Raw genomic sequence first — 18,628 nt, 5'->3', positions numbered from 1 at the left:
CTCACATATACCCTAAAGAAGCACCGAGGCCGTTTACTGCATCAACCATGCTCGACATGGCCGGGTTAGCCTGGAGGCGCGCCTGCAATGCCAGTGCGGTCAGCGAAAGCATGCGAATGCCCGAATTAACGCTTTCTATCATGCTGTTTTTACGTGATGGAGTAAGGCGCTCTTGCGAAACCGCATTGCCGGCCAGTTGGCCGAGCTCACTCATGGCGCGCATTACATAGGTTTGCAGCTTTTCTTCAGCCAGCTCATTAACCGGCACGCATGGCAGACAATGAATCTGCGCGAGAAAACCATCAACGAGAGTTGAGTCTTCGGTCAGGTCTGTAAGCGTCCAGATTTCGCGGGGCGTTAACTGGTGCGGTTGTCCAGGGTTGAGCTTATTCCAAAGAGTGTGCGGCTTGATGCCCGCCCTGTCTGCCAGCTCTCGGACGTTATGTGATGCAGAGAATTTCCGACACGCGTCATCAAAGTGATCATGTGAGGAAACACGAAAATCTAACATGCAGTAAATCCTTTTATCTTACAAAATTAAGTTACTGAAACACGGCGTAGCGTGAATTCATTGCCTGAGCTAACAACTTTGCACGAAAGGCAATCATGTTGATGCGACCAAGGCCACCCTCGCGGGTGCGCGGCACAAGGAGCAATTCACCGCGCTTAACCATCTCTTTAACAGTGTTCAGGCTGCAACCGTATTGCTTTGCAAACTCGTCATATGAGAGGAAGTCGGGGCCTGAGGGGATTGCAATTTGAAGATTCATAGGTGACTATCTCCGGTTAACTATGTTTTTTAGTACGTTTTGGCACATTTGCGGTGTGCTGAGGCAAAGATTAATCCCATATGAGGCTTATGTAAATGCCGAAATGCGATATTTATAGGTGCTCACATGAGTAATGGTTCGGGTGATGTTAAGCAAGTCATTGAAAGGATTCTTGTTTCTTACGGAGTTAAGAGCCGCTACGCTTACTCAGAAATAACAAAAGTTCCTCTTTCGACCGTTAGTAACTGGGTTGCACGCGGAAATGTACCAGGAGATTACTTGGTACAGTGCGCCCTTGATACTGGCGTTGATCTCAAGTGGCTTGTTGAAGGAACCGATCTTACAAATGTAAGTTACTCTTCGGAGAAATATCCGTTGGCGGGTAAGAAGCTGATGGAGGTTATGAAGAGCTCAGGCGGCAAAAATATTTTGCAGCGCATTATGCAGGCATACGGATTCACTTTGCAGAAAGAACTGGGCGATCATCTTGGTATACCTTCAGCAACAATGAGCGCATGGGTTCGCCGAGATCATTTCCCTGGGGATGTAGTAGTAATTTGCGCGCTTGATACTGGTGCATCTTTGTACTGGCTTGCTACTGGAAATGGTGGTGTAAGTGAGAAAAAGACAGAAGAGGGGTCTGCTCTACCTACTGGCTTAAAGCAGCTACCAAAATACACTATCCACACCGGAAAAATGGTCGAGTCAGGATTGTGGTTTAGCGACGAATCAATAATTGAGCAAAACATCCTTAATCCTGCTCTTATCGAGAAAAACGGCTTGAGATGGCTTATTGATCTTGATGTTAAAAATGTTGCTAATGGCCGTTGGCTTATTGATGTTGACGGTACCTGCGATGTTTATGACATAGCTCGCCTGCCAGGCAATAAGTTGATTGTTAAAAACAACACCTCACAGTTTGAATGCAAGGTCGATGAGATCAATTGTGCAGGCATGGTTTTTCTAACACTGAGTAAAAATATCTAAACATGGCCGTAAAAAAACTCCCGTCAGGTGAATGGCTCTGTGATTTTCGCGTTGATGGCCGCGATAGTCGTCGAGTGCGGAAGCGCTTTGCAACCAAAGGCGAGGCCGTAGCTTATGAGCAGTACTATCGCGATGAAGCGCAGAATAAGCCCTGGCTTTCGGAGAAAGAAGACAGGCGCAAATTAAGCGAGCTGATAATGCTTTGGCATAATCTCCACGGACAAGCCCTAGTGGCTAATAGGTCGAGACTGGCAAAGCTGAAAATAGTCTGCAACGGGATGGGTGATCCTATTGCATCGCAAATTACCGCCAAGGATTGGGCGCACTATCGTGACCGGCGTTTAAGAGGTGAAATCGACAACGGTTTTCATAAAGACAAAAAAAAATGGATCGCAAAGCCGATAACGGTGAACCGTGAGCAGCACTATCTGGACGCCGTATTTAACGAGCTTAAAAGGCTAGGGGAGTGGAGTTTACCTAACCCGCTGGAGGGGATTCGCATATTTAAGGAAGCCGAAAAGGAAATGTCATGGCTCACCCTTCAACAGATCCCGCAACTCCTTGATGCCTGTAAAAGATATGGCAAAGAAGATCTGACGATGATAGTGAGGGTCTGTTTGGCTACCGGGGCGCGATGGAGTGAGGCCGAAAGGTTAACTCGCTCGCAGCTGTCGCCCTGCAAACTCACGTTCACCAAAACTAAAGGCAAAAAAAACCGCACTGTCCCTATCCCTAAATATCTATACGAGGAGCTGGTCAACCGGCAGGGTCGTATGTTCAAGCCCTGCTATCAGGATTTTAAGAAAATGCTTCTGCTGACCAATATCGAGCTCACTGAGGGGCAAAAAACTCACGTTCTACGTCACACGTTTGGCGCACATTTTATGATGCAGGGCGGGAACATTTTGGTTTTGCAAAAAATTCTTGGGCACGCCAACATCCGCGAAACTATGAAATATTCGCATTTTGCCCCTGATCATTTAGAGCAAGCTGTCGAGCTGAATCCCCTTAGCGCGGCAATGTCCACTGAATGACCACAGAGGATGTGCCAGGCTGGTCTAAAGCATATTTAGGATGTGCGTAACTTATTGAAAAATTTATAAATGATTGATTTTATTTAATGTCAATTGAAAGCGTCTTAACTAAGATAGCGCACGCGCTACATCCAAAGCGTGTTATAGAACAAGGGGTTAGCGTAATGCTAACCCCTTTTTTATTGTCTGTGGCGGCAGAGTGGCGGCAGAAAAATGGGCGATCTACAGGCATAAAAAAAGCCTGCGGATGCAGGCTTAATGAGGTGGCGACGTTAGCGCAGGCTGGCAGGCGAAGCGGTGGGCGCTGCCACAGGCCGGACAATATAACGCGCCAGCGATTCATGGGTGACAAATGTACATCCGCACTCGACGTTCTGGCACTGGTGATAACGCTCTTTGGTTTCGGTACTGAGGTAGCGGCTGGAGCGCGCATGCGCCGCCTGCTGGCATACCGGGCAATGCATCATAGTGGGGTCTCCTTCGTGTTTATGCTAGCTATGATAGCCTCCAATCTTGCAAATACAAGTTAATTAATGCATTTGTGATTTTTATTTTGCATCATACTCAACATTATTAATGCGAACCTCCAGTTCCACACTGCTGACAAAACCCTGCGTGTTCATGGTATGGGTCACTTTTTTGACGACCCACATTCTGGCGTTAATCACATTTTTGAACCCAGTCACTATCACTGGCGTTTCGGGACGCAGGTCTGCTCTGCCCTGCGCAAGGGTAATTGAAAATTTCGCCGCGTTGCGCTGGATCTCGCTCCATTGGGCTTCAGCTGCCAGCTTCGCCTCCTCTTTATTCGCGAACGTAGTGGAGAGAATCAGAACGTTATCTTTTGAACCTGCCGTGTAGTCTGTCGGCTCGCTTTTCCCATTTGAGGCTGCCTGGCTACTGACCGCCTGCGGATGGGTAATCGGTGTGGGCTTCTGTTGCGATGATTTTCTCTGCAGTTGAACCGTATTCTGGTTTTTTGGCGTGGCGGTATCTTGCCAATGTGCCGTAACGCCAGAGTAGTTGATGCGATCGGCGATCGAGAAATCATGGCTGTCGCCATCGCTACGGGTTATCGTGGCGGAGGGCATTGTTTCGCCGCCTACTACGCACATGCCTGGGACGATGAAAAACAGTTTCCCCGATTTGACGGCGATCTCGGCACCGTTACGCCGCGCCAGGCGCGTCAGAAAGTTTGCGTCGGACTCATTCGACTGATCGATATGCGCAATCTTAATCTGCGCCAGCGAGGGTGGCAGACTGGTGTCCAGCTTATTACGTTTAGCGATTTCCTCAACGATGGCGCCGAGCGTCGTATCATGCCAGGAGCTATCCTGTGGGCTGTTCAGGCTGCCACGAAAATCTGCGCTTTTAGCGGTGACGCTAACCTGATCCGGTGTGCCTTTGTGGCTTACCTGGTCGACAATAAAGGTGCCCATTTCAGTCAGCGCAGCACCCTGCCAGCCGATGGCCAGCGTGATGACATTGCTCCGCTCGGGCATCTCGATTTGCCCGTCAGCATCATCAAGTGTCAGCGTAAGCGTATCCGCTTCGAACCCCCGGTTATCCGTCACCGTCAGGGCAATCAACCGGGACTGAATATTGCCCGTAATATCCTTCTCCCCGAGCTTTAATGAAAATGCCGGCGTTTTTACCCGTGCTAAGCCGTTTGTGAATGCATTAAGCATCAGAACCTCTCCAGCATGTTGGTCGCCAGCTGCTTACCCTGGTCATAAATATCGCCAAACATCACTTTCAGCGACTCATCGACGCGAGTCAGCTTCAAGGTGAAGTTGATTTTGCGTGGCGAACCGTCCGGGTAAAAAAGAGCGCCGGTTTCGCTAACGTTATTAACAACATACATGCCGTAAATCATGCCTGTGCCATCAATCAGCGGCCAGGCCTTGCCCTGTTCCGCCATCAGACGTACCGCCGAGAGCGACAGCGTACCGCCAGTGAGCTCCGGGAAGAGTTCACCAGTAATATCAATTGTCTCGCTCCCGGGGCCGGTGAATTGATAGGCATCGCGCTTACCGACCCGCGCGTTGCTGGCCCAGCTAAAGTTGCTCTCCCTTTTCATGCTCTGGTAAGGGAGGGTCTGGCGCATAAAAACAAAAAGCCCAAGTGCCAGCATCATGAGGCAAATCCTCCTGCCGCGCTGAATTGTGAAAGGGAGTTAGTGCGTTTCTCCTGCTCATGCTGTGCCAGCAGATCTCTTAACTGGCGTGTGCCATCGCCGCCGGGTGACATATCTCCCTGCAGAGTGATGTTGTATTCGCTCTTGCTTTGATCGACATAGGATCCGCCGGTCGCAGGGCGCGCCGCCTGATAATTGTCTAAGCGTGGAGGTTGCACCATGCCAAACGCTGCACCGCCAGTGGTCGGTTGGGTTTGCTTATCCGGGCTGGCATCAGCGGATTGTTTATTAATAACGCCGAGCTTATTCAGTAACCATTCCACCCCCTCGTTCAGCAACTTTAGCGATTTAAGGGGCCACGTCAGTGCCGTAACCAGCACCTGGCCGAACATTTTCCCGGCGTTACCGCAGTTCTCCAGGGTTTGCTGGCTGGATTTGACGGGGGTGAGCAGATCGCCGAACCACCCGGCAATATTACTGATTGCTTTACCTATGCCGTCGAAAAGCGGCTGGAACGGCGCAAACAACTCGGCAATCGGGGCAAACGCCGTTTTGATACCTTCAATAACGCCGCCAAAGAAGGCGCTAATCGGCTCCCAGTATTTGTAAATCGCAAACACAATGGCGGCGACAACCGCGATAATCGGCAGGGTGAGTGAGCCAAATAGTGCCGCTATCCCGCCGAAAATAGTGGTAAATACGCTGCCGAGCGTCGTTGCGATGGTGATTAGCGTACTGATGCCGGTGAACACCGGCGCGATAACGCCCGCCACGGTGCCGACAGCGCCTGCAATGCCCACCACGACCGTGGCGATAAGCCCAAAACTCTGCACCAGGCCCTGATTATTTTGCACCCACTCCTGCAGCTTCCCGACATAGCGGGTCGCGGTCTGCACCAGCGAGCGCAGGGATGACTCCTGGGTACTGAAAATATCAACGCTCAGGGACTGATAAGCCGCCTGCAGCGCCTCAAGATCGGTACCCAGGTTGCCGACACTGCTCTGCATCGCCGCGGCGGGGCCGGCAGCGCTATTCTGCAGTGCTGCGACCACCGTTCCCGGAGCACCGGTACTGTTTTGCAGGGTAGCAACGGCTGTTCCCGAGCCATTTTGCAGCGTAGCGACCGCTGTTCCTGAAGCGGGGGTACTGTTCTGCGCACCGGGCTCTGCGTTATCGGAGGCCGCAGCCGGTGCAAGCGGGCTGTTTTTCAGCGACGCTTCATAGCCCGGCTGCATAATTTTTTTGCCGAGCTCGAACCCGGTTGTGGCAATCGACTTGCTTTTCTCGCCAATGGTCGAAATCTTTTCGCCTGCGCCCAGAATACGCTGCTGCACGGCCTGGATTTTTGCCGCACGCAGCTGGCGCTTCTGATGCTGCTCCTGTTTGAGCGCCTGGCGCTGGGTGATCAACTGTGCCGACTCATCGCTGATACGGCTATTGAGCTGGAGTCGCGCGGATAACGGCGTTCTTGCCTCAATACCGGCCGTCTTCAGGGAGGTCTTATTAGCTTTGATCGTTCTGCGCAGGGTAAGACGTTCTTTTTTGAGCGCTTTTTCCGACTTAGGTTTTCCGCTCCAGGGATCGATAATCGCTGGCGCTGCTGTGCCGTTAGCGGCATTTTGCCTGTTCTGTTTGATGTCGCTCAGCTGCGCATTGACGGAGGCAAGGGCTTTTTCCGCGCGCATGATGTCGTCGACCTGCGCAAGCTGGGTGTACAAGCCGCGCAGGTTTTTCTCCGTTCCTTTCACGCTGTCAGACAGAGAGAGACTCTCTGTCTGCAACGATTGAAACGGGCGCGTCGCCTGATCAACAGCCGTGAGCAATTCCTCTAATTTTGCGCTGTTACTCATATCTGTTTCCGCTTCGCTGTAGCGCTTTCTCGCGCCAGGTGATGAGTTCTGTCAGGCTCAGGGGGTAGAGTTCTGACGGCGGCCAGTGAAAGATCACCGCGATATCCGCCATCAGATCGTCAACCGACAGAGAGGCCGGAAAAGTTACTGTGCCGAAGCCGGTGACAAAAAACCGACCACCTTGCCCGCCAGCGCAACCATATCGACCAGGTCGAGAGCGCCCACTTCCTGCTCCGTCAGCGACGGGGAGGTGATGCGCGGCAGCACTTTGATCAGCGCGTCGACATCGGCGTTCGCCACCGACGCCAGGCTCAATCCGCGCAGCGTACCGGCGTTGGGTTTCATCAGCGTCACGCTGTTAATCAGCTGCTCACCGCGCTTAATCGGCGTTTCCAGGGTAATCACGTTGTCAGTTTCGTTGCTCATGGCATCCTCACTCTCTTCTTCGCGGGAAAAGGTACCCGGCCAGCAGGCTGACCGGGCGGTTGTTACAGGCCGATGTTACGGCGGTGCTGCTCAAGGCGATCGACGCCGTTCACTTTCTCCACCATGTTGACGGTGTCGATTTCCACCAGCTCCTTGCCATCCATCGTCAGCTTGAAGTAGCTGCAGACCACGGAGATTTTGGACTCGGTATCTTCGCCCGGCTTGTTCTCACCGGTGTCGATCTCTTTCTGACGACCACGCATCACCACTTCAACGGCAACCGTCTCGCCGGTGTCGTCGCGCTGGTAGGAACCGGCAAAGCGAATCGGAACCGCATCCGCGGTGGTGGCACCATAGAGTTCCCAGATGGCAGCATCCGGGAAGCCGCCCAGCGACCACTCCATCGACAGGGCTTCGTCATCGAGACCCATATCAATCGGCGCCACGCCGTTCATGCCTGCGCCACGGTAGTTCTCCAGCTTGCGGGTCAGCTTCGGCAGCGTGATGGATTTGGCGATCCCCTGATAGCTAAAGCCATTGAGGAACACGTTCATATATTTAAGTTTTCGCGGCATTGCCATCTATCTGTTCCTTACTTGCTGTTAACTGAGGAGACCAGGTTCGCCAGATACTTATCCGTGATGCGCTGGCGCAGGGTCAGGTTTTCCAGAGGCGGCACCGGCGTATAGTCGTAATCGATATAGAGCTTGCCCGCCTTCAGCGATGCGGCGTCGTTAGCCTCTTCATCGAACCAGCAGGTGGCATCGATGATGTAGCCATTGCTTTTCAGCTCGCGGAATTTGGCATTGATGCCGTCAATGATGTCGCGAATCAGCGATGCGGTGATCGGTTTGTCCACTGCCCACATATGCGCATCAGCCATGGTGTCGGCAATCACCTGCGCGGTACGGGTGTAGTTTTCAAACAGGAACAGCGGATCGTCGGAGCAGGTGCGGTTGCCCCAGAAACGGAAGCCATCTTTGCGAATCAGCGTGGTGACGCCCGCTTCGTTCAGCAGATCGGCATCGGTGCCCGACTCCTGCAGATCCCAGAACACCGGGGTGCTGATGCCGGTAACGCCATTGACGCCGACATTGGAGAGGGTTTTATGCCAGCCGGCGGACTGGTCGATCGCCGCACGCAGACCCAGCGCGCGAGCCGTCGAGTAAGCGACAGAAGAGCTGTTGCTGGCGGTATCCCAGGCGAGGAAATCTGGCCAGATGACCATCAGTTCGCGCTGGCTGAAGTTTTCGCGATACTTGATCGCTTCAGAAATGGTTTTACAACCCCAGGCGCTGACATAACCAAAGGCGCGCAGCTTCTGGCAAATCGGTGCCAGCGCGGTAGCGACTTCGAGGCTATCGAGACCCGGTACGCCAAGAATGCGCGGTTTCACGCCGGTCACCGCTTCGGCGGTCAGCAGCGCTTTCAGGCCGGTATATTTACCGTTTTCGTCGGTGGTGCCGATGATGTTGGAGAGGGTCTGCGCCTGCGCATCCTCACCGCTGCCTTCAGCAACGCGAACAACAATAATCACCGGTTTCGCCTGGTCAGCAATCGCCTGCAGCGATGCCGCCAGTGTGCCTTGCTTGCCCGCTTTGGCGATCGCGCTCTGCACGTTAGTGATCAGAACCGGTTCATTAAGAGGGAACATCCCTGCGTCTGCATCGCTGGCGGTACAAACCATGCCGACAATGGCCGTTGAGACTGTGGAAATGACGCGCGTGCCATCGTTGATTTCGACGACCTGAACGCCATGATGATAATCACTCATCCGTTTAACTCCGTGGTGTTGGGGTGAGTGCTATTTTCGAGTGTCTGAAGAGCGGGTGCGAGCGGAGAGGATTGGCTAAAGGATGGCACAACCGGTGATGGCCTCTGGGATGCATAATATAAAACGCCGTGGGTTTTCCACGGCGTCGTTGTCATGTAATTCACTCTTTGAGGTTAAAGGGGCGGCATTCCATCGCTCTCCGGCGCAGTAAAATTATGTCCGTCATATAACCAGCCCGGGCTTACCGGAACGCCGGGATGGATAACATCTCCCGCGTCGGGTTTCCATGCAGATTGTCCATCCCACTCGACGATATTTGTCACTACACCTTTTTCAACTACTGCATAAATTGCCATTACGCGTACTCCCAAACAATTACGTAACCTGAAGTCCCTGCATTACCGGTTTTTGCCTTCTCAGATTCATTACTTACCAGCCCATCACCACCCATACCGTATCGCCCCAGCGGCGTGGGTGTGGTCGCCGTAAAATTACTGCCCTGACCGACGGCCACTACGGTCGGCCAGGGGGAACTGATGCCATAAAGGGAGTAAAGAATACCGACCCCAGTAGGCTGGGCGGAGCCTGTTGCACCACCGTTGTTAAAGGGCGGCAAATTTGAGTACCCCACGCCGGAGCCTTTGCCGCCAGGGCAAATCACCAGCGAGCCAAATGACGTTGTTCCGCCATTGCCGCCATTGCCACCAGCGCCACCATTAGGCTGGCCACCGGAGCCGATAGTCACATTAACTGAGCTGAAACCTGCCGTAATAAGCGCTTTCGCATACGTACCGTTTGAACCTGCTGCGCTAATCGCATTCTCACCTGTGCTGGTTGCGGTTAAATTGCCGCTTGCGCCGCCCGCGCCTGTCTGTTCAACAATAATCCAGCGGGTTCCCGCCGTAGGCGTGTAGATCCCAGAAGTAGTCATTTTTCGGAAATTCAATAAACGTCCGGGGATCGCATCGAGGCCAAGGTATTCCACCATCTCACCGGCGTTATTTTTGCCAATAAGTTGGCGCCCTGCCGGGGTGGTATGTGTAAAGTCAAGAAGAGGATTCCAGCCGGAGAAATCATCACCGGAAAGCGCTGCGGTCGCGATTTTTCCCGACTTGCTTACGGCAATAAATGTCACTTCACCACCGTTGTTTTCTGAGTGCCGCATGGCCATGACATCGAAAAACTCGCTGTCAAACTCCGGCTCGTTAGTGTAAGTGCCAGGCGATGTTGCGGTATAGATCAGACCCTGCGTATTGCGGATATGAAAGGGGATGTTATATCCGGCCGGCAGTATTATCCCTGTTACGGCCTTATCCAGCTTCTTCTCCAGTTCGGCTGCCATTGCTTTCACAGATGCATACTGCGCATGTGGGTTATCGGCAGCCAGATGTTTTTTCATTACCTCATCAGTATAGACCTGTACTTCAAGCGCTCTGTCGTCGACATACTTGCGCGTCGCGAGCACCACCGCCGGATCAATTTTCAGGCTTACCGCCGAGGTTGCGGAGACCACCAGCGCCATACGCAGGGTTTGCGTGCGGGCGCTGCCCTCCAGCAGAAGCGGTTTGTAGGTCTCCGGGCAGTTGGCAACGGCAATCAGCGTGCCATCGGCGTCATAAAGGCCTATTTCGCGGATCCAGAAACCGCCTTCGTTCTCGGGGATGACCTGCTCGGCGATAATCTGGTTCGCGTCACCAGGGTCGACGAAGAGCATATTCAGTGGCGCAATACGTTTCTGGTTAACCAGCTTCGTTTGTGCAGGATCGGGAGTAGGAAGGCTACCGTTACCGTCGCCGGTAGCCATATGGGTCAGCTTCAGCTGCGTGCCGAGCGCGGTGGCGTTGGCAAGCTTCGCGGCACCCTGGTTAGTCAGAATGGCAAAATATTTCATAGTCAGGCGTTCACTCTCAGTTAGCGATTGAGTAAACGCTATTGTCGTGGTCAGTTTGGGGAAGGTGCTATCGAATGCGGTTGGCTGCCAGGCGGGACAACCCAACGGAAAAGGCCTGATGGCGACGTCGCCTTATCAGGCCTGGGGATGTTGTAGGCCGGGTAAACGCAGTGCCACCCGGCAAAACGGGCCGCAGCCCGTCATTTTTTATTGCGGCTGTTCAGGCCAGGCGATATCGGGCGCAGTCTTCGTGTCGACCTTTTGCAGCGCCTGAATATAACGCATCCAGACGATGAGCTGCGCTTTATCATCATCGCTGATGATGCCGAGTTGCAGTTCGGTCTGCCACAGGCTGATGGTATTTTTCGCCTTGTTGAGCAGATGGGTCTTAGTCTGCTCTGCCAGCGTGATTTGCGCGGCCTGCTGTGCGACCTCATCCGTTACCCAGCCGCTGCCATTCCAGACATCATAGGGTGTGGCGGGGGCAAGCGGAGTGACATCATCCGGGTAATCGCCCAGCTGCGCCAGCGTCTTTTTCTCGCCAGTGATTTTGTCATACACCTCGCTGCCGCGATGGTCAGGAGCATACTCCCAGCCATCCAGCGCTGCGTTGCGGCGCACCGCAAAACCCGGTTTCGCCGCTAAAGGCTCATCAAGCGCTGAGTTCGCCGGAATACCGACGCCGACGGCAAGATACTCGATGGTGTTGCCAAGGTACTCGCGGCTCAACGCGTCAAAGTTATAGACGGTGACAGTGCCCGTCTGGCTGGCCAGGTGGTTTTCGTTCAAAATTGCGGTGGTCATTATGCGGCTCTCACGATGTAGTTAAAGGCAATGTTGCGTGGACGGGTGCTGCCATAACCTCCGGCATACCCGTTGGCATCTATGTCGATGGCTGCCTGCGGTGTGTTAAAAAAAGCATTCATCACATTTGCATAATCGCTTTTCATCACAGGATCTAACCCGAAGTCACTCCTGGCAGTGGCTACGTTGTCATTGGCATGAATCGGGCTTGCTATGCCTACCGAAGTGATTGAAGGGTCGTTGAGGTTTATGGTTCCTTTCTGCCAGCTTAATAATGCACGTGCAGGATCCACATTACGTCCTGCATCCCAGCCGCGAATAAACTCGCCGCGCAGATCCGGCAGTAAACCCGCCGGGTAAGCTGCCGCCAGACGCGGATATTTTGTCTTATTGAACAAGGCACCATTACAGACGAACCAGCCTAGTGGTGGCTCCGCGAGCGGCCAGGCGACCGGCACACCTACCGGCAGAATGTAGACATCACTTGCCACGACATCATGCACATATTTGGTATTGGCAATCTGCTGACCGTAATTACCGATCGGCGTATCCGGAACCTTCGGGATGCCCGTGAATGCTGGGCTGGCGAGCAGCGCATATTGCGGATGTGGATTGGCGGCCTTGAGGTGGTTATCAAGTAGATCATCAGCATACTGGCGGGTGGCCAGCACCACCGACGGATCGATTTTCAGCGTCACCGCCGCCGTTGAGGAGACCACCACCACCATCCTGATGGTTTGCGTGCGTCCGCTACCCTCCTGCAGCTGCGGTTTATAGGTTTCCGGGCAGTTCGCCACCGCAATCAGCACGCCAGCATCGTCATAGAGGCCAATTTCACGGATCCAGAAGCCACCTTCGGTTTCCGGAATCACCTGTTCAGCAACAATCTGGCTGCTATTTTTTGGATCAATCGAGAGCCGGTTTAGCGGCGCGATACGCTTCTGGTTAATCAGTGTGGTCTGCGCTGGGTCGGGCGTGGGCAACTGGCCATTGGCATCGCCGACGGCCATCTGCGTCAGGTTGATTTGCGTGCCCAGCGCGGCGGCGTTGGCAAGCTTTGCTGCCCCCAGGTTAGTCAAAATAGCGAAAAATTTTGCGGTCATGCATACGCTCTCAGGTTGTTTGTTGAGAAGTGAACGATGGCGATATTTTCCGTTCAGCCGCAGGCAAACACCATTAAGGGGCGTTGGTTGCGAACTCACACAACAGGGCGGGCAAAAAAAAACGGGCGATGCCCGTTGGGATATTGAGAGGATTACTCTGCTCTGACGATGTAGTTAAAGGCGACGTTGCGCGGTCGGGTTTCCACACCGCAGGTATTGCCAACTCGTCCTTTACTATGAAGCGTTGGCGAGGGGATTAAATCGCCTACAGAAGATGATGCATCCAGGCCGCGGCCCTGCGTATAGGTCGAATTATAGATAACACCGATATCCCACTCTTCGGTTTCCTCATAGCGTGTATTAGCGACAATAAAATGGCGGTGTTTTTCTAACATCCCGAGTTGAGTACTGAGTAACGCACGCCCGCTATCCACTGCGCGCCCATCATCCCACCCGCGAATAAACTCCCCACGCAGATCGGGCAAATTGCCTGAGGGAAACAGGGCCGCCAGCTTTGGATACTGCCCTTTGTTAAAGGCCGCGCCGTTGCATTTAAGCCAGCCGGCGGGCGGAGTGGCAGACGGGTAGGGCAGCGGCACGCCCACCGGTGTGAAGGAGGCGATATCGGCAATCTGTAGATACTGCGGATGGGGGTTCGCCGCCTTCAGATGTCCGGCCAACAGATCGTCGGCGTATTTACGCGTTGCCAGCACCACCGACGGATCGATTTTCAACGTTACGGCTGCCGTTGAGGAGACGACCACCACCATGCGAATGGTCTGCGTGCGTCCACTGCCCTCCTGTAGCTGCGGTTTGTAGGTCTCCGGGCAGTTCGCCACCGCAATCAAGACCCCTTCGTCATCGAACAGACCCAGCTCGCGGATCCAGTACCCGCCCTCATTCTCCGGGATAATCTGCTCCGCTACTATCTGGCTTGGGTTCTCCGGGTCGACCGACAGGGCATTGAGCGGCGCGATGCGTGTCTGATTAATGAGCCGGGTTTGCGCCGCGTCCGGTACCGGCAGCGTGCCGTTACCATCGCCGATGGCCAGCTGCGTCAGGTTAAGCGTCGTGCCGAGCGCGGTGGCGTTCGCCAGCTTTGCCGCGCCCTGATGGGTTAAAATCGCGAAATATTTTACAGACATGGGATTCTCTCAGGTTTGTTGAGCAGTGAACGGTAGGGATATTTTCCGTTCAGCACCTGGCGGACGCCACGCGGCGGCGTTGGTCTGAGGGGTACACAACAGGGTAGATAAAAAAAACGGGCCGTAGCCCGAAGGGGAGGATTAAACCGTGATAGTGAGGCTATCAATCAGGTGGATCGCCGATGCCGCATAGCTTTCGCCGCCAACAACAATCTCTTCCGGGCTGTAAGGGTAGACCGTCAGCTCCTCGCCAAGGTAGCAGGCCGCGCCAACGTAGCACTCGCCCTGGCTGCTGAGACTGATATTCAGCTCCGTCAAATGGCGGCTTGCCGGTTTGGCATCGTTAATCAGCCGCTCCAGCTCCTGGTACGTCTCCTCGGTAATGCCGTTCTCCTGGACGCCAATCACCAGCCGGAAGGTGCCGGGTTCGGCGTTATCCTGCCACCACTCGCGCAGTTCAATCAGGAAGCCAAGCGGCTCAACCACCCGGTGAATGGCGCTGCGCGTCCCTTTATGTTGATGGACGAAAAAGGAGGAGGCGATCACCTTACGTTTGGTCGCTTCCGGCCAGTTAAAATCCCAGCGGTCAACGGAGAGCGCCCAGGCGAGGTAGGGCAGCAGCTCGGCCGGGCAGGTTAGCGGATCCCACAGCGTGCGCAGCGGCACCGGTACGCGTTCAATCTGCGCCGCCGCGTGTGCTGTCGCCACCTCAAGAACCGATGAGCCAACAGGCAACAGACGGTCGTCACTCATCGGTACCTCCGGTGGTGATTTTCCACGCTGTACACCAGGAGGCCTGGCTCTGATCGAGCACAATATCTTGCTGCGGTGCATTCAACACCACCCGCTGCACGCCCTCAACGTGGAGCGCTGCGTAGATTGCCGACAGGCGAATATCGCGCCCCAGTCGGCGCTGGGCAGTGATATAAGCTTTCAGCTTCTGCTCAGCCGCCTGGCGAATCGGCTCCGATTCAGGTCCGGGATAGAGAAAAAGCGTGGCATCAATCTGGTAGGGCACAATTTTAGCGCTCTGTACCGTCACGCGATCGCCGACCGGGCGCACATCCTCCGCGTTAAGCGCTTTATTGATAATCGCCAGCAGTTCAGGGCTGGCGGTACCGTCGCCTTCGCGGGAGAGCACAGAGATGGTGACACAGGCGGGGGATGGGCTGACGGCAGAGATATCCGCCACGCGACCATCGGCGCTGCGGCCGTGATACTCATACGCACCCACCGGCCCGGCCACGCTTAGCCCTTCAAAAGCCTGCTGCGCGCGCAGGCGTAAATCGGTATCGGACTCCATTACTGCCGGCGTGGGCGGTATCGTGCTCTCATCAGCAGGGGCGATCACCAGCCGCGCGGTGTTGCTGTTCGCCGCGATGGCATCGAGATCGCTGCGGGAGGCATACGCCAGCATCACCGCGCGGGCCGCTTCGTTGACGCGCTGGCGCCAGATCACTTCGCGGTAAGCATTCTCTTCGAGAAACTTGGTCAGCGGCTCGGACTCCAGCGCCAGCGTACGGGCGATGGCCTCCTGCTGATCGGCGGGAAAGAGTGAAACAAGGGTTGTTTTGCGCTCATCCAGGATGCGCTCATAATCCAGCGCCTCGACAACATCGGGCGCGGGCAGTTGGCTCAGATCGATAATCGGCATGGTATCAACTCACAGGAAGGGTTAAAGAGAGGGACTCGCCGGTGCTGGCAAGCTGACCGGTCAGATTGACCACCATCTTGCCGTCGAACTGACGTTCGGCCGTCACCGCGCTGAGGGTGATGCGCGGCTCCCATTGCAGCAGCGCCATATAGCAAGCCACCTGAATTTGCAGCGCCAGCGCCGGGGTTTGCGGCTGATCGAGCATATCGAACAGCAGCGAACCGTAATCGCGGCGCATCACGCGCGAGCCCACCGGCGTGCGCAGAATATCGCTGATACTCTGGCGGATATGGTCGACGTCCGTCAGGCTGCGCCCGCTGGTGCGATCGAGGCCGAAATAACGTGCTGTCATAAAGGTGCTCCTGTGGTGCCGCCGCTGTCGCCGGGGTGTTGATGGCTATGCAGCACTTTGCCGTTCGAGGTAAGCGAGCCGCCGCTGTGCGTCACATTGCCGCTCATGGTGCCGCCTTTTTGCACCTCCAGCGTGGCGGTGATCAGCTTATTGGTGCAGACCACTTCCGGCGTATCGAGGGTGATGCGCGTAGACGCTTTCACCAGCACTTGTGGCACGCTGGCGGTAATCGACTCGGAGGCGGTGATATCGGCGGTTTTAATGCCGCTTACCTTCAGCGCGCTGCTCTGCGGTTCATATTCAAACACCGCGCCATCCGGGAAGGTGACGTGCCAGGCGTCCGCCGAAGCGGAGGGGGCCGGATAATCGTTGGCATAAATCCCCGGCATCACAAAGGCGGTCTCCAGCTCGCCGCCGACGGCGAGCAATAACACCTGCTCATCGACGGAGGGCGCCCACCAGCTGCGCGAACGCCCGGCGCGGTGGGTTAACCACTGTAGCCAGTCGGTCACCATACCGCCGGTCTGCACCCGGCAGCGCCCGGCTTTCAAGTCGACCTCAACGATAATTCCGGTGCGGATCATATTGCGAAGCTGGCGGGCCAGCTCGTGAAGCGAAAGTTGTCTGTTCATAAGCGAAATGATGCTATGCGTCCCCGGTTTTGAAAATTGAACAAGGCTGTCCGGCTTTTGGCACAACGCAGCCCGTGGCGTATGGCGCAGGCGATCACGCCTGCCAGCGGCTCACCAGCTCGCCGTTGATATAGAGCTCTTTTGGGCGGGTGACGAAGGCCGGCGGCAGCGGCTCTGGCAGCGTCTCGGCGATAAGTGTCCCGTTGAGTTCTTTCACCTGGGTGCGCTCGGTCAGTTGCAGCACCATCGTCACATCCTGTGTACCGTCGGCGTTGGTCAGCAGCGTCCAGCTAAAGCCGCCTTTCTGCCCCGCCTCGATGGAGAGAATGTCGGGCTGGTTATCGCGCAGCCACGCCATCACCGGCACAAACAGCGTGTCGATATCGCCACTGAAACCGGTGATGGTGACGTTGAGGCTGAACTGTTTTTCAAACGATAAGGAGCTGGCGAGCGTGGCGATATTGCTGCCTTTATCGACCCACAGACGCAGCATCGAGGGGGTATCGTGCAGCGCCGGGACGGCGTTAATCAGGGCGCTGCGCAGAGAGTTGGGTTTTAGCATTGATCTCATCCTGGCAATGTTTAAGGGTTTCAACTTGCAGCGCGCACTGCACCAGCGCGTGCTCAAGCTGGCGGATATCGGCGCTCAAATCGCCGTTAGTTTGCGGCGCGCTTGCCGGCATCGGGCAGAGGCTGACCTGCGGGCAGCTGTTGTAGACAATGAGCGGCGGAGGGGCAGGCGGGGCGCTGGTGCACCCGGCGCACAGCATCAGGTAACTCAGTGCGATACCAGTGGCGAAAAGCCTCGTTCTCATTTAATAACCTCGCGATCGCGTTTTCTCGTTGCAGCGCCTGCGCGCTGGCGGCATCGATCTGCTGGCGCAGTGTGACCTGCGCCTGCTGGTTCTTTGCCGCCAGTTCGGCGGTGGCGTTGAGGGCGGTTTTAAGGCGCGTCAGCGTGGCGTTCTGATCCCGCGCCAGCTGCTGCGCGTTGGCTAAAGACGCACGCAGAGCGTGGTTTTGCTCAAACAACCACAGCCCGGTCAGCGTCGCCAGGAGCGCTATTACCACCACCAGGCGGGCACTCATTTCACCCCCTGCAGGCACCGGTCGCGCTCGCGCTGGCGGCGGTTTTCCAGCCCGCGGTTGCGTACGCCATCGACATAGACCCAGCGCGGCAGCTGATCGCAGGCCTGTTTCCACGCCTTCTGGCGCAGGTGCCAGGCAAGCGTTGAGGCGCACGCCGCGCCGCTGCCGACGTTAAAGGTAAAACTGACTACCGCGTCATAGACCGGTTGCGGCATCTCCACCGGCACGCAGTGCGCCAGGCGGCGCTCAACGTTCAGCACGTCGGCAACCAGGTTGACGGCGGCCTCTTTTTCGCTGATATCGCGCGCAGGGAAAACTTTCGCCGTGTGGCCAATCCCCGAGGTCCAGACTCCCGCGCTGCACTGATAGGGGCGCAGACGGCAGCCTTCGAGATCGGTAATCAGCGCCAGCCCCGCCTGCGAGGTGTGCAGCAGATGAAAATCGGGCAGCAGCAGCGCCAGCGCCAGCACGGCCGCCGCGCTACAGCGTTTAACGGGTAAGCCCATTGACCACCTCCTGGCTCACCGCACAGGATTTGAGGAACAGATAGCTTTTACGGCGGTAATACCAGTTCACGCCGACGGTCATGGCGACGCCCAGCGCGCCGAAGTAAGCAGCAAAGTCTTGCGGCGTCATGGCGCCAAAAAAGGTCAGGGCGACGCTAATCCAGTAGGCCAGCGACGAGCTGATTCTCTCGATACTTACGCCCATAGATTTACCGTCTCCTGCATGGTCTGCACCGCGACATCGGGCAGGGTGAGGGTGGTGCCATGCGGGAGCACGACGCCCAGTTCGGCAAGACCAGGATTGGCGGCCAGCACGCGTTCGACGACGCCCGCCGTTCGCCCGTAGTAGCGCAGGCAGATCAGATCGAGGGTGTCGCCCTGTTGTGTTATCGCATTCATCGTTTTGCGTCTCTTACCATCCGGAAGGTTTTTTCCATGGTTAAGTTTCCGCAACAGAGAGGCTAAGGGCTATGA

26 protein-coding genes and 1 pseudogene are annotated in these 18,628 nt (G+C 55.6%); 2 read left to right on the top strand and 25 right to left on the bottom strand.

Annotated features, from left to right (window positions below):
* Nucleotide 1: 1 nt before the first annotated feature.
* Both IAE50_RS14930 and IAE50_RS14925 read right to left on the bottom strand, forming a co-directional pair.
* Complete coding sequence (locus IAE50_RS14930; RefSeq protein ID WP_200580598.1) at nt 2-511, bottom strand: phage regulatory CII family protein; 510 nt, start codon at nt 509-511, stop codon at nt 2-4.
* Nucleotides 512-542: 31 nt separating this feature from the next.
* The gene (locus IAE50_RS14925) at nt 543-674 is read right to left on the bottom strand and encodes a hypothetical protein (RefSeq protein WP_162722326.1); all 132 of its coding nucleotides are present in this window, start codon (nt 672-674) and stop codon (nt 543-545) included.
* Nucleotides 675-896: 222 nt separating this feature from the next.
* Here IAE50_RS14925 and IAE50_RS14920 point away from each other — a divergent pair, with 222 nt between their 5' ends.
* Both IAE50_RS14920 and IAE50_RS14915 read left to right on the top strand, forming a co-directional pair.
* Nucleotides 897-1,757 (top strand): phage repressor protein CI, encoded by an 861-nt coding sequence (locus IAE50_RS14920; RefSeq protein WP_200580597.1) that lies wholly within the window; start codon nt 897-899, stop codon nt 1,755-1,757.
* A 2-nt stretch (nt 1,758-1,759) separates the two neighbouring features.
* Complete coding sequence (locus IAE50_RS14915) at nt 1,760-2,791, top strand: site-specific integrase (RefSeq protein ID WP_200580596.1); 1,032 nt, start codon at nt 1,760-1,762, stop codon at nt 2,789-2,791.
* Nucleotides 2,792-3,063: 272 nt separating this feature from the next.
* On the opposite strand, the gene IAE50_RS14910 is transcribed toward IAE50_RS14915, so the two are convergent.
* From IAE50_RS14910 to IAE50_RS14800, 23 genes and pseudogenes are all read right to left on the bottom strand, one after another.
* Nucleotides 3,064-3,258 (bottom strand): ogr/Delta-like zinc finger family protein, encoded by a 195-nt coding sequence (locus IAE50_RS14910; RefSeq protein ID WP_054804241.1) that lies wholly within the window; start codon nt 3,256-3,258, stop codon nt 3,064-3,066.
* Between the two features lie 81 nt (nt 3,259-3,339).
* Nucleotides 3,340-4,479, bottom strand: coding sequence for a phage late control D family protein (locus tag IAE50_RS14905; protein WP_200580595.1), 1,140 nt, complete (start codon nt 4,477-4,479; stop codon nt 3,340-3,342).
* A complete protein-coding gene (locus IAE50_RS14900) occupies nt 4,479-4,928 on the bottom strand; it encodes a phage tail protein (RefSeq protein WP_094421671.1) in 450 nt (149 codons plus the stop codon). Before IAE50_RS14900 ends, IAE50_RS14905 begins: the two co-directional genes overlap by 1 nt.
* Nucleotides 4,925-6,778 carry a phage tail tape measure protein gene (locus tag IAE50_RS14895; RefSeq protein ID WP_200580594.1) on the bottom strand — a complete coding sequence of 618 codons (1,854 nt, stop codon included), beginning with the start codon at nt 6,776-6,778 and terminating at the stop codon, nt 4,925-4,927. Before IAE50_RS14895 ends, IAE50_RS14900 begins: the two co-directional genes overlap by 4 nt.
* A complete protein-coding gene (locus IAE50_RS14890; protein WP_034813568.1) occupies nt 6,771-6,890 on the bottom strand; it encodes a GpE family phage tail protein in 120 nt (39 codons plus the stop codon). The genes IAE50_RS14895 and IAE50_RS14890 overlap by 8 nt, the downstream gene beginning before the upstream one ends.
* Before the next feature lie 32 nt (nt 6,891-6,922).
* Nucleotides 6,923-7,204, bottom strand: coding sequence for a phage tail assembly protein (locus IAE50_RS14885; RefSeq protein WP_042713148.1), 282 nt, complete (start codon nt 7,202-7,204; stop codon nt 6,923-6,925).
* A gap of 62 nt (nt 7,205-7,266) precedes the next feature.
* Complete coding sequence (locus tag IAE50_RS14880) at nt 7,267-7,785, bottom strand: phage major tail tube protein (protein ID WP_023480575.1); 519 nt, start codon at nt 7,783-7,785, stop codon at nt 7,267-7,269.
* An 11-nt stretch (nt 7,786-7,796) separates the two neighbouring features.
* On the bottom strand, nt 7,797-8,978 hold the full coding sequence (locus IAE50_RS14875) for a phage tail sheath protein (protein ID WP_200580593.1): 1,182 nt from the start codon (nt 8,976-8,978) through the stop codon (nt 7,797-7,799).
* A gap of 173 nt (nt 8,979-9,151) precedes the next feature.
* Complete coding sequence (locus IAE50_RS14870) at nt 9,152-9,334, bottom strand: hypothetical protein (RefSeq protein WP_200580592.1); 183 nt, start codon at nt 9,332-9,334, stop codon at nt 9,152-9,154.
* A 998-nt stretch (nt 9,335-10,332) separates the two neighbouring features.
* Nucleotides 10,333-10,875: pseudogene (locus IAE50_RS26030) on the bottom strand (phage tail protein); the annotation flags it as partial.
* 201 nt (nt 10,876-11,076) lie between these two features.
* Nucleotides 11,077-11,673: a tail fiber assembly protein gene (locus IAE50_RS14860; protein WP_200580591.1), complete on the bottom strand. Its 597-nt coding sequence runs from the start codon at nt 11,671-11,673 to the stop codon at nt 11,077-11,079.
* Nucleotides 11,673-12,776, bottom strand: a complete 1,104-nt coding sequence (locus tag IAE50_RS14855; protein ID WP_200580590.1) for a phage tail protein — start codon at nt 12,774-12,776, stop codon at nt 11,673-11,675. The genes IAE50_RS14860 and IAE50_RS14855 overlap by 1 nt, the downstream gene beginning before the upstream one ends.
* A 152-nt stretch (nt 12,777-12,928) precedes the next feature.
* Complete coding sequence (locus IAE50_RS14850) at nt 12,929-13,921, bottom strand: phage tail protein (RefSeq protein ID WP_200580589.1); 993 nt, start codon at nt 13,919-13,921, stop codon at nt 12,929-12,931.
* Between the two features lie 141 nt (nt 13,922-14,062).
* The gene (locus tag IAE50_RS14845; RefSeq protein ID WP_042713141.1) at nt 14,063-14,674 is read right to left on the bottom strand and encodes a phage tail protein I; all 612 of its coding nucleotides are present in this window, start codon (nt 14,672-14,674) and stop codon (nt 14,063-14,065) included.
* Complete coding sequence (locus IAE50_RS14840; protein ID WP_200580588.1) at nt 14,667-15,575, bottom strand: baseplate assembly protein; 909 nt, start codon at nt 15,573-15,575, stop codon at nt 14,667-14,669. Before IAE50_RS14840 ends, IAE50_RS14845 begins: the two co-directional genes overlap by 8 nt.
* A gap of 4 nt (nt 15,576-15,579) precedes the next feature.
* Nucleotides 15,580-15,927 (bottom strand): GPW/gp25 family protein, encoded by a 348-nt coding sequence (locus IAE50_RS14835; protein WP_023480652.1) that lies wholly within the window; start codon nt 15,925-15,927, stop codon nt 15,580-15,582.
* Entirely contained in the window at nt 15,924-16,559 is a 636-nt protein-coding gene (locus tag IAE50_RS14830) for a phage baseplate assembly protein V (protein ID WP_200134640.1), read from the bottom strand. The genes IAE50_RS14835 and IAE50_RS14830 overlap by 4 nt, the downstream gene beginning before the upstream one ends.
* A 94-nt stretch (nt 16,560-16,653) precedes the next feature.
* Entirely contained in the window at nt 16,654-17,121 is a 468-nt protein-coding gene (locus IAE50_RS14825; protein WP_200134641.1) for a phage tail protein, read from the bottom strand.
* Nucleotides 17,084-17,329 (bottom strand): Rz1-like lysis system protein LysC, encoded by a 246-nt coding sequence (gene lysC / locus IAE50_RS26025; protein WP_232045289.1) that lies wholly within the window; start codon nt 17,327-17,329, stop codon nt 17,084-17,086. Before lysC ends, IAE50_RS14825 begins: the two co-directional genes overlap by 38 nt.
* The gene (lysB, locus tag IAE50_RS14815) at nt 17,217-17,648 is read right to left on the bottom strand and encodes an Rz-like lysis system protein LysB (RefSeq protein ID WP_200134642.1); all 432 of its coding nucleotides are present in this window, start codon (nt 17,646-17,648) and stop codon (nt 17,217-17,219) included. The genes lysC and lysB overlap by 113 nt, the downstream gene beginning before the upstream one ends.
* Nucleotides 17,645-18,154, bottom strand: a complete 510-nt coding sequence (locus IAE50_RS14810; protein WP_200580587.1) for a lysozyme — start codon at nt 18,152-18,154, stop codon at nt 17,645-17,647. Before IAE50_RS14810 ends, lysB begins: the two co-directional genes overlap by 4 nt.
* Entirely contained in the window at nt 18,138-18,359 is a 222-nt protein-coding gene (locus tag IAE50_RS14805; protein WP_023480641.1) for an HP1 family phage holin, read from the bottom strand. The genes IAE50_RS14810 and IAE50_RS14805 overlap by 17 nt, the downstream gene beginning before the upstream one ends.
* Nucleotides 18,350-18,553, bottom strand: a complete 204-nt coding sequence (locus IAE50_RS14800; RefSeq protein ID WP_124967545.1) for a tail protein X — start codon at nt 18,551-18,553, stop codon at nt 18,350-18,352. The genes IAE50_RS14805 and IAE50_RS14800 overlap by 10 nt, the downstream gene beginning before the upstream one ends.
* Nucleotides 18,554-18,628: the final 75 nt, after the last annotated feature.

The sequence above is a fragment of the Kosakonia sp. S42 genome (genome assembly GCF_016624785.1).
Lineage (GTDB): Bacteria > Pseudomonadota > Gammaproteobacteria > Enterobacterales > Enterobacteriaceae > Kosakonia > Kosakonia cowanii.
This window is presented reverse-complemented; position numbering and strand designations above follow the sequence as displayed.

What these genes read in the sequence shown, in the direction of transcription:
- IAE50_RS14930 (WP_200580598.1), bottom strand. Translation starts at nt 511, where the DNA reads ATGTTAGATTTTCGTGTTTCCTCACATGATCACTTTGATGACGCGTGT.
- IAE50_RS14925 (WP_162722326.1), bottom strand. Translation starts at nt 674, where the DNA reads ATGGTTAAGCGCGGTGAATTGCTCCTTGTGCCGCGCACCCGCGAGGGT.
- IAE50_RS14920 (WP_200580597.1), top strand. Translation starts at nt 897, where the DNA reads ATGAGTAATGGTTCGGGTGATGTTAAGCAAGTCATTGAAAGGATTCTT.
- IAE50_RS14915 (WP_200580596.1), top strand. Translation starts at nt 1,760, where the DNA reads ATGGCCGTAAAAAAACTCCCGTCAGGTGAATGGCTCTGTGATTTTCGC.
- IAE50_RS14910 (WP_054804241.1), bottom strand. Translation starts at nt 3,258, where the DNA reads ATGATGCATTGCCCGGTATGCCAGCAGGCGGCGCATGCGCGCTCCAGC.
- IAE50_RS14905 (WP_200580595.1), bottom strand. Translation starts at nt 4,479, where the DNA reads ATGCTTAATGCATTCACAAACGGCTTAGCACGGGTAAAAACGCCGGCA.
- IAE50_RS14900 (WP_094421671.1), bottom strand. Translation starts at nt 4,928, where the DNA reads ATGATGCTGGCACTTGGGCTTTTTGTTTTTATGCGCCAGACCCTCCCT.
- IAE50_RS14895 (WP_200580594.1), bottom strand. Translation starts at nt 6,778, where the DNA reads ATGAGTAACAGCGCAAAATTAGAGGAATTGCTCACGGCTGTTGATCAG.
- IAE50_RS14890 (WP_034813568.1), bottom strand. Translation starts at nt 6,890, where the DNA reads ATGGCGGATATCGCGGTGATCTTTCACTGGCCGCCGTCAGAACTCTAC.
- IAE50_RS14885 (WP_042713148.1), bottom strand. Translation starts at nt 7,204, where the DNA reads ATGAGCAACGAAACTGACAACGTGATTACCCTGGAAACGCCGATTAAG.
- IAE50_RS14880 (WP_023480575.1), bottom strand. Translation starts at nt 7,785, where the DNA reads ATGGCAATGCCGCGAAAACTTAAATATATGAACGTGTTCCTCAATGGC.
- IAE50_RS14875 (WP_200580593.1), bottom strand. Translation starts at nt 8,978, where the DNA reads ATGAGTGATTATCATCATGGCGTTCAGGTCGTCGAAATCAACGATGGC.
- IAE50_RS14870 (WP_200580592.1), bottom strand. Translation starts at nt 9,334, where the DNA reads ATGGCAATTTATGCAGTAGTTGAAAAAGGTGTAGTGACAAATATCGTC.
- IAE50_RS14860 (WP_200580591.1), bottom strand. Translation starts at nt 11,673, where the DNA reads ATGACCACCGCAATTTTGAACGAAAACCACCTGGCCAGCCAGACGGGC.
- IAE50_RS14855 (WP_200580590.1), bottom strand. Translation starts at nt 12,776, where the DNA reads ATGACCGCAAAATTTTTCGCTATTTTGACTAACCTGGGGGCAGCAAAG.
- IAE50_RS14850 (WP_200580589.1), bottom strand. Translation starts at nt 13,921, where the DNA reads ATGTCTGTAAAATATTTCGCGATTTTAACCCATCAGGGCGCGGCAAAG.
- IAE50_RS14845 (WP_042713141.1), bottom strand. Translation starts at nt 14,674, where the DNA reads ATGAGTGACGACCGTCTGTTGCCTGTTGGCTCATCGGTTCTTGAGGTG.
- IAE50_RS14840 (WP_200580588.1), bottom strand. Translation starts at nt 15,575, where the DNA reads ATGCCGATTATCGATCTGAGCCAACTGCCCGCGCCCGATGTTGTCGAG.
- IAE50_RS14835 (WP_023480652.1), bottom strand. Translation starts at nt 15,927, where the DNA reads ATGACAGCACGTTATTTCGGCCTCGATCGCACCAGCGGGCGCAGCCTG.
- IAE50_RS14830 (WP_200134640.1), bottom strand. Translation starts at nt 16,559, where the DNA reads ATGAACAGACAACTTTCGCTTCACGAGCTGGCCCGCCAGCTTCGCAAT.
- IAE50_RS14825 (WP_200134641.1), bottom strand. Translation starts at nt 17,121, where the DNA reads ATGCTAAAACCCAACTCTCTGCGCAGCGCCCTGATTAACGCCGTCCCG.
- lysC (WP_232045289.1), bottom strand. Translation starts at nt 17,329, where the DNA reads ATGCTGTGCGCCGGGTGCACCAGCGCCCCGCCTGCCCCTCCGCCGCTC.
- lysB (WP_200134642.1), bottom strand. Translation starts at nt 17,648, where the DNA reads ATGAGTGCCCGCCTGGTGGTGGTAATAGCGCTCCTGGCGACGCTGACC.
- IAE50_RS14810 (WP_200580587.1), bottom strand. Translation starts at nt 18,154, where the DNA reads ATGGGCTTACCCGTTAAACGCTGTAGCGCGGCGGCCGTGCTGGCGCTG.
- IAE50_RS14805 (WP_023480641.1), bottom strand. Translation starts at nt 18,359, where the DNA reads ATGGGCGTAAGTATCGAGAGAATCAGCTCGTCGCTGGCCTACTGGATT.
- IAE50_RS14800 (WP_124967545.1), bottom strand. Translation starts at nt 18,553, where the DNA reads ATGAATGCGATAACACAACAGGGCGACACCCTCGATCTGATCTGCCTG.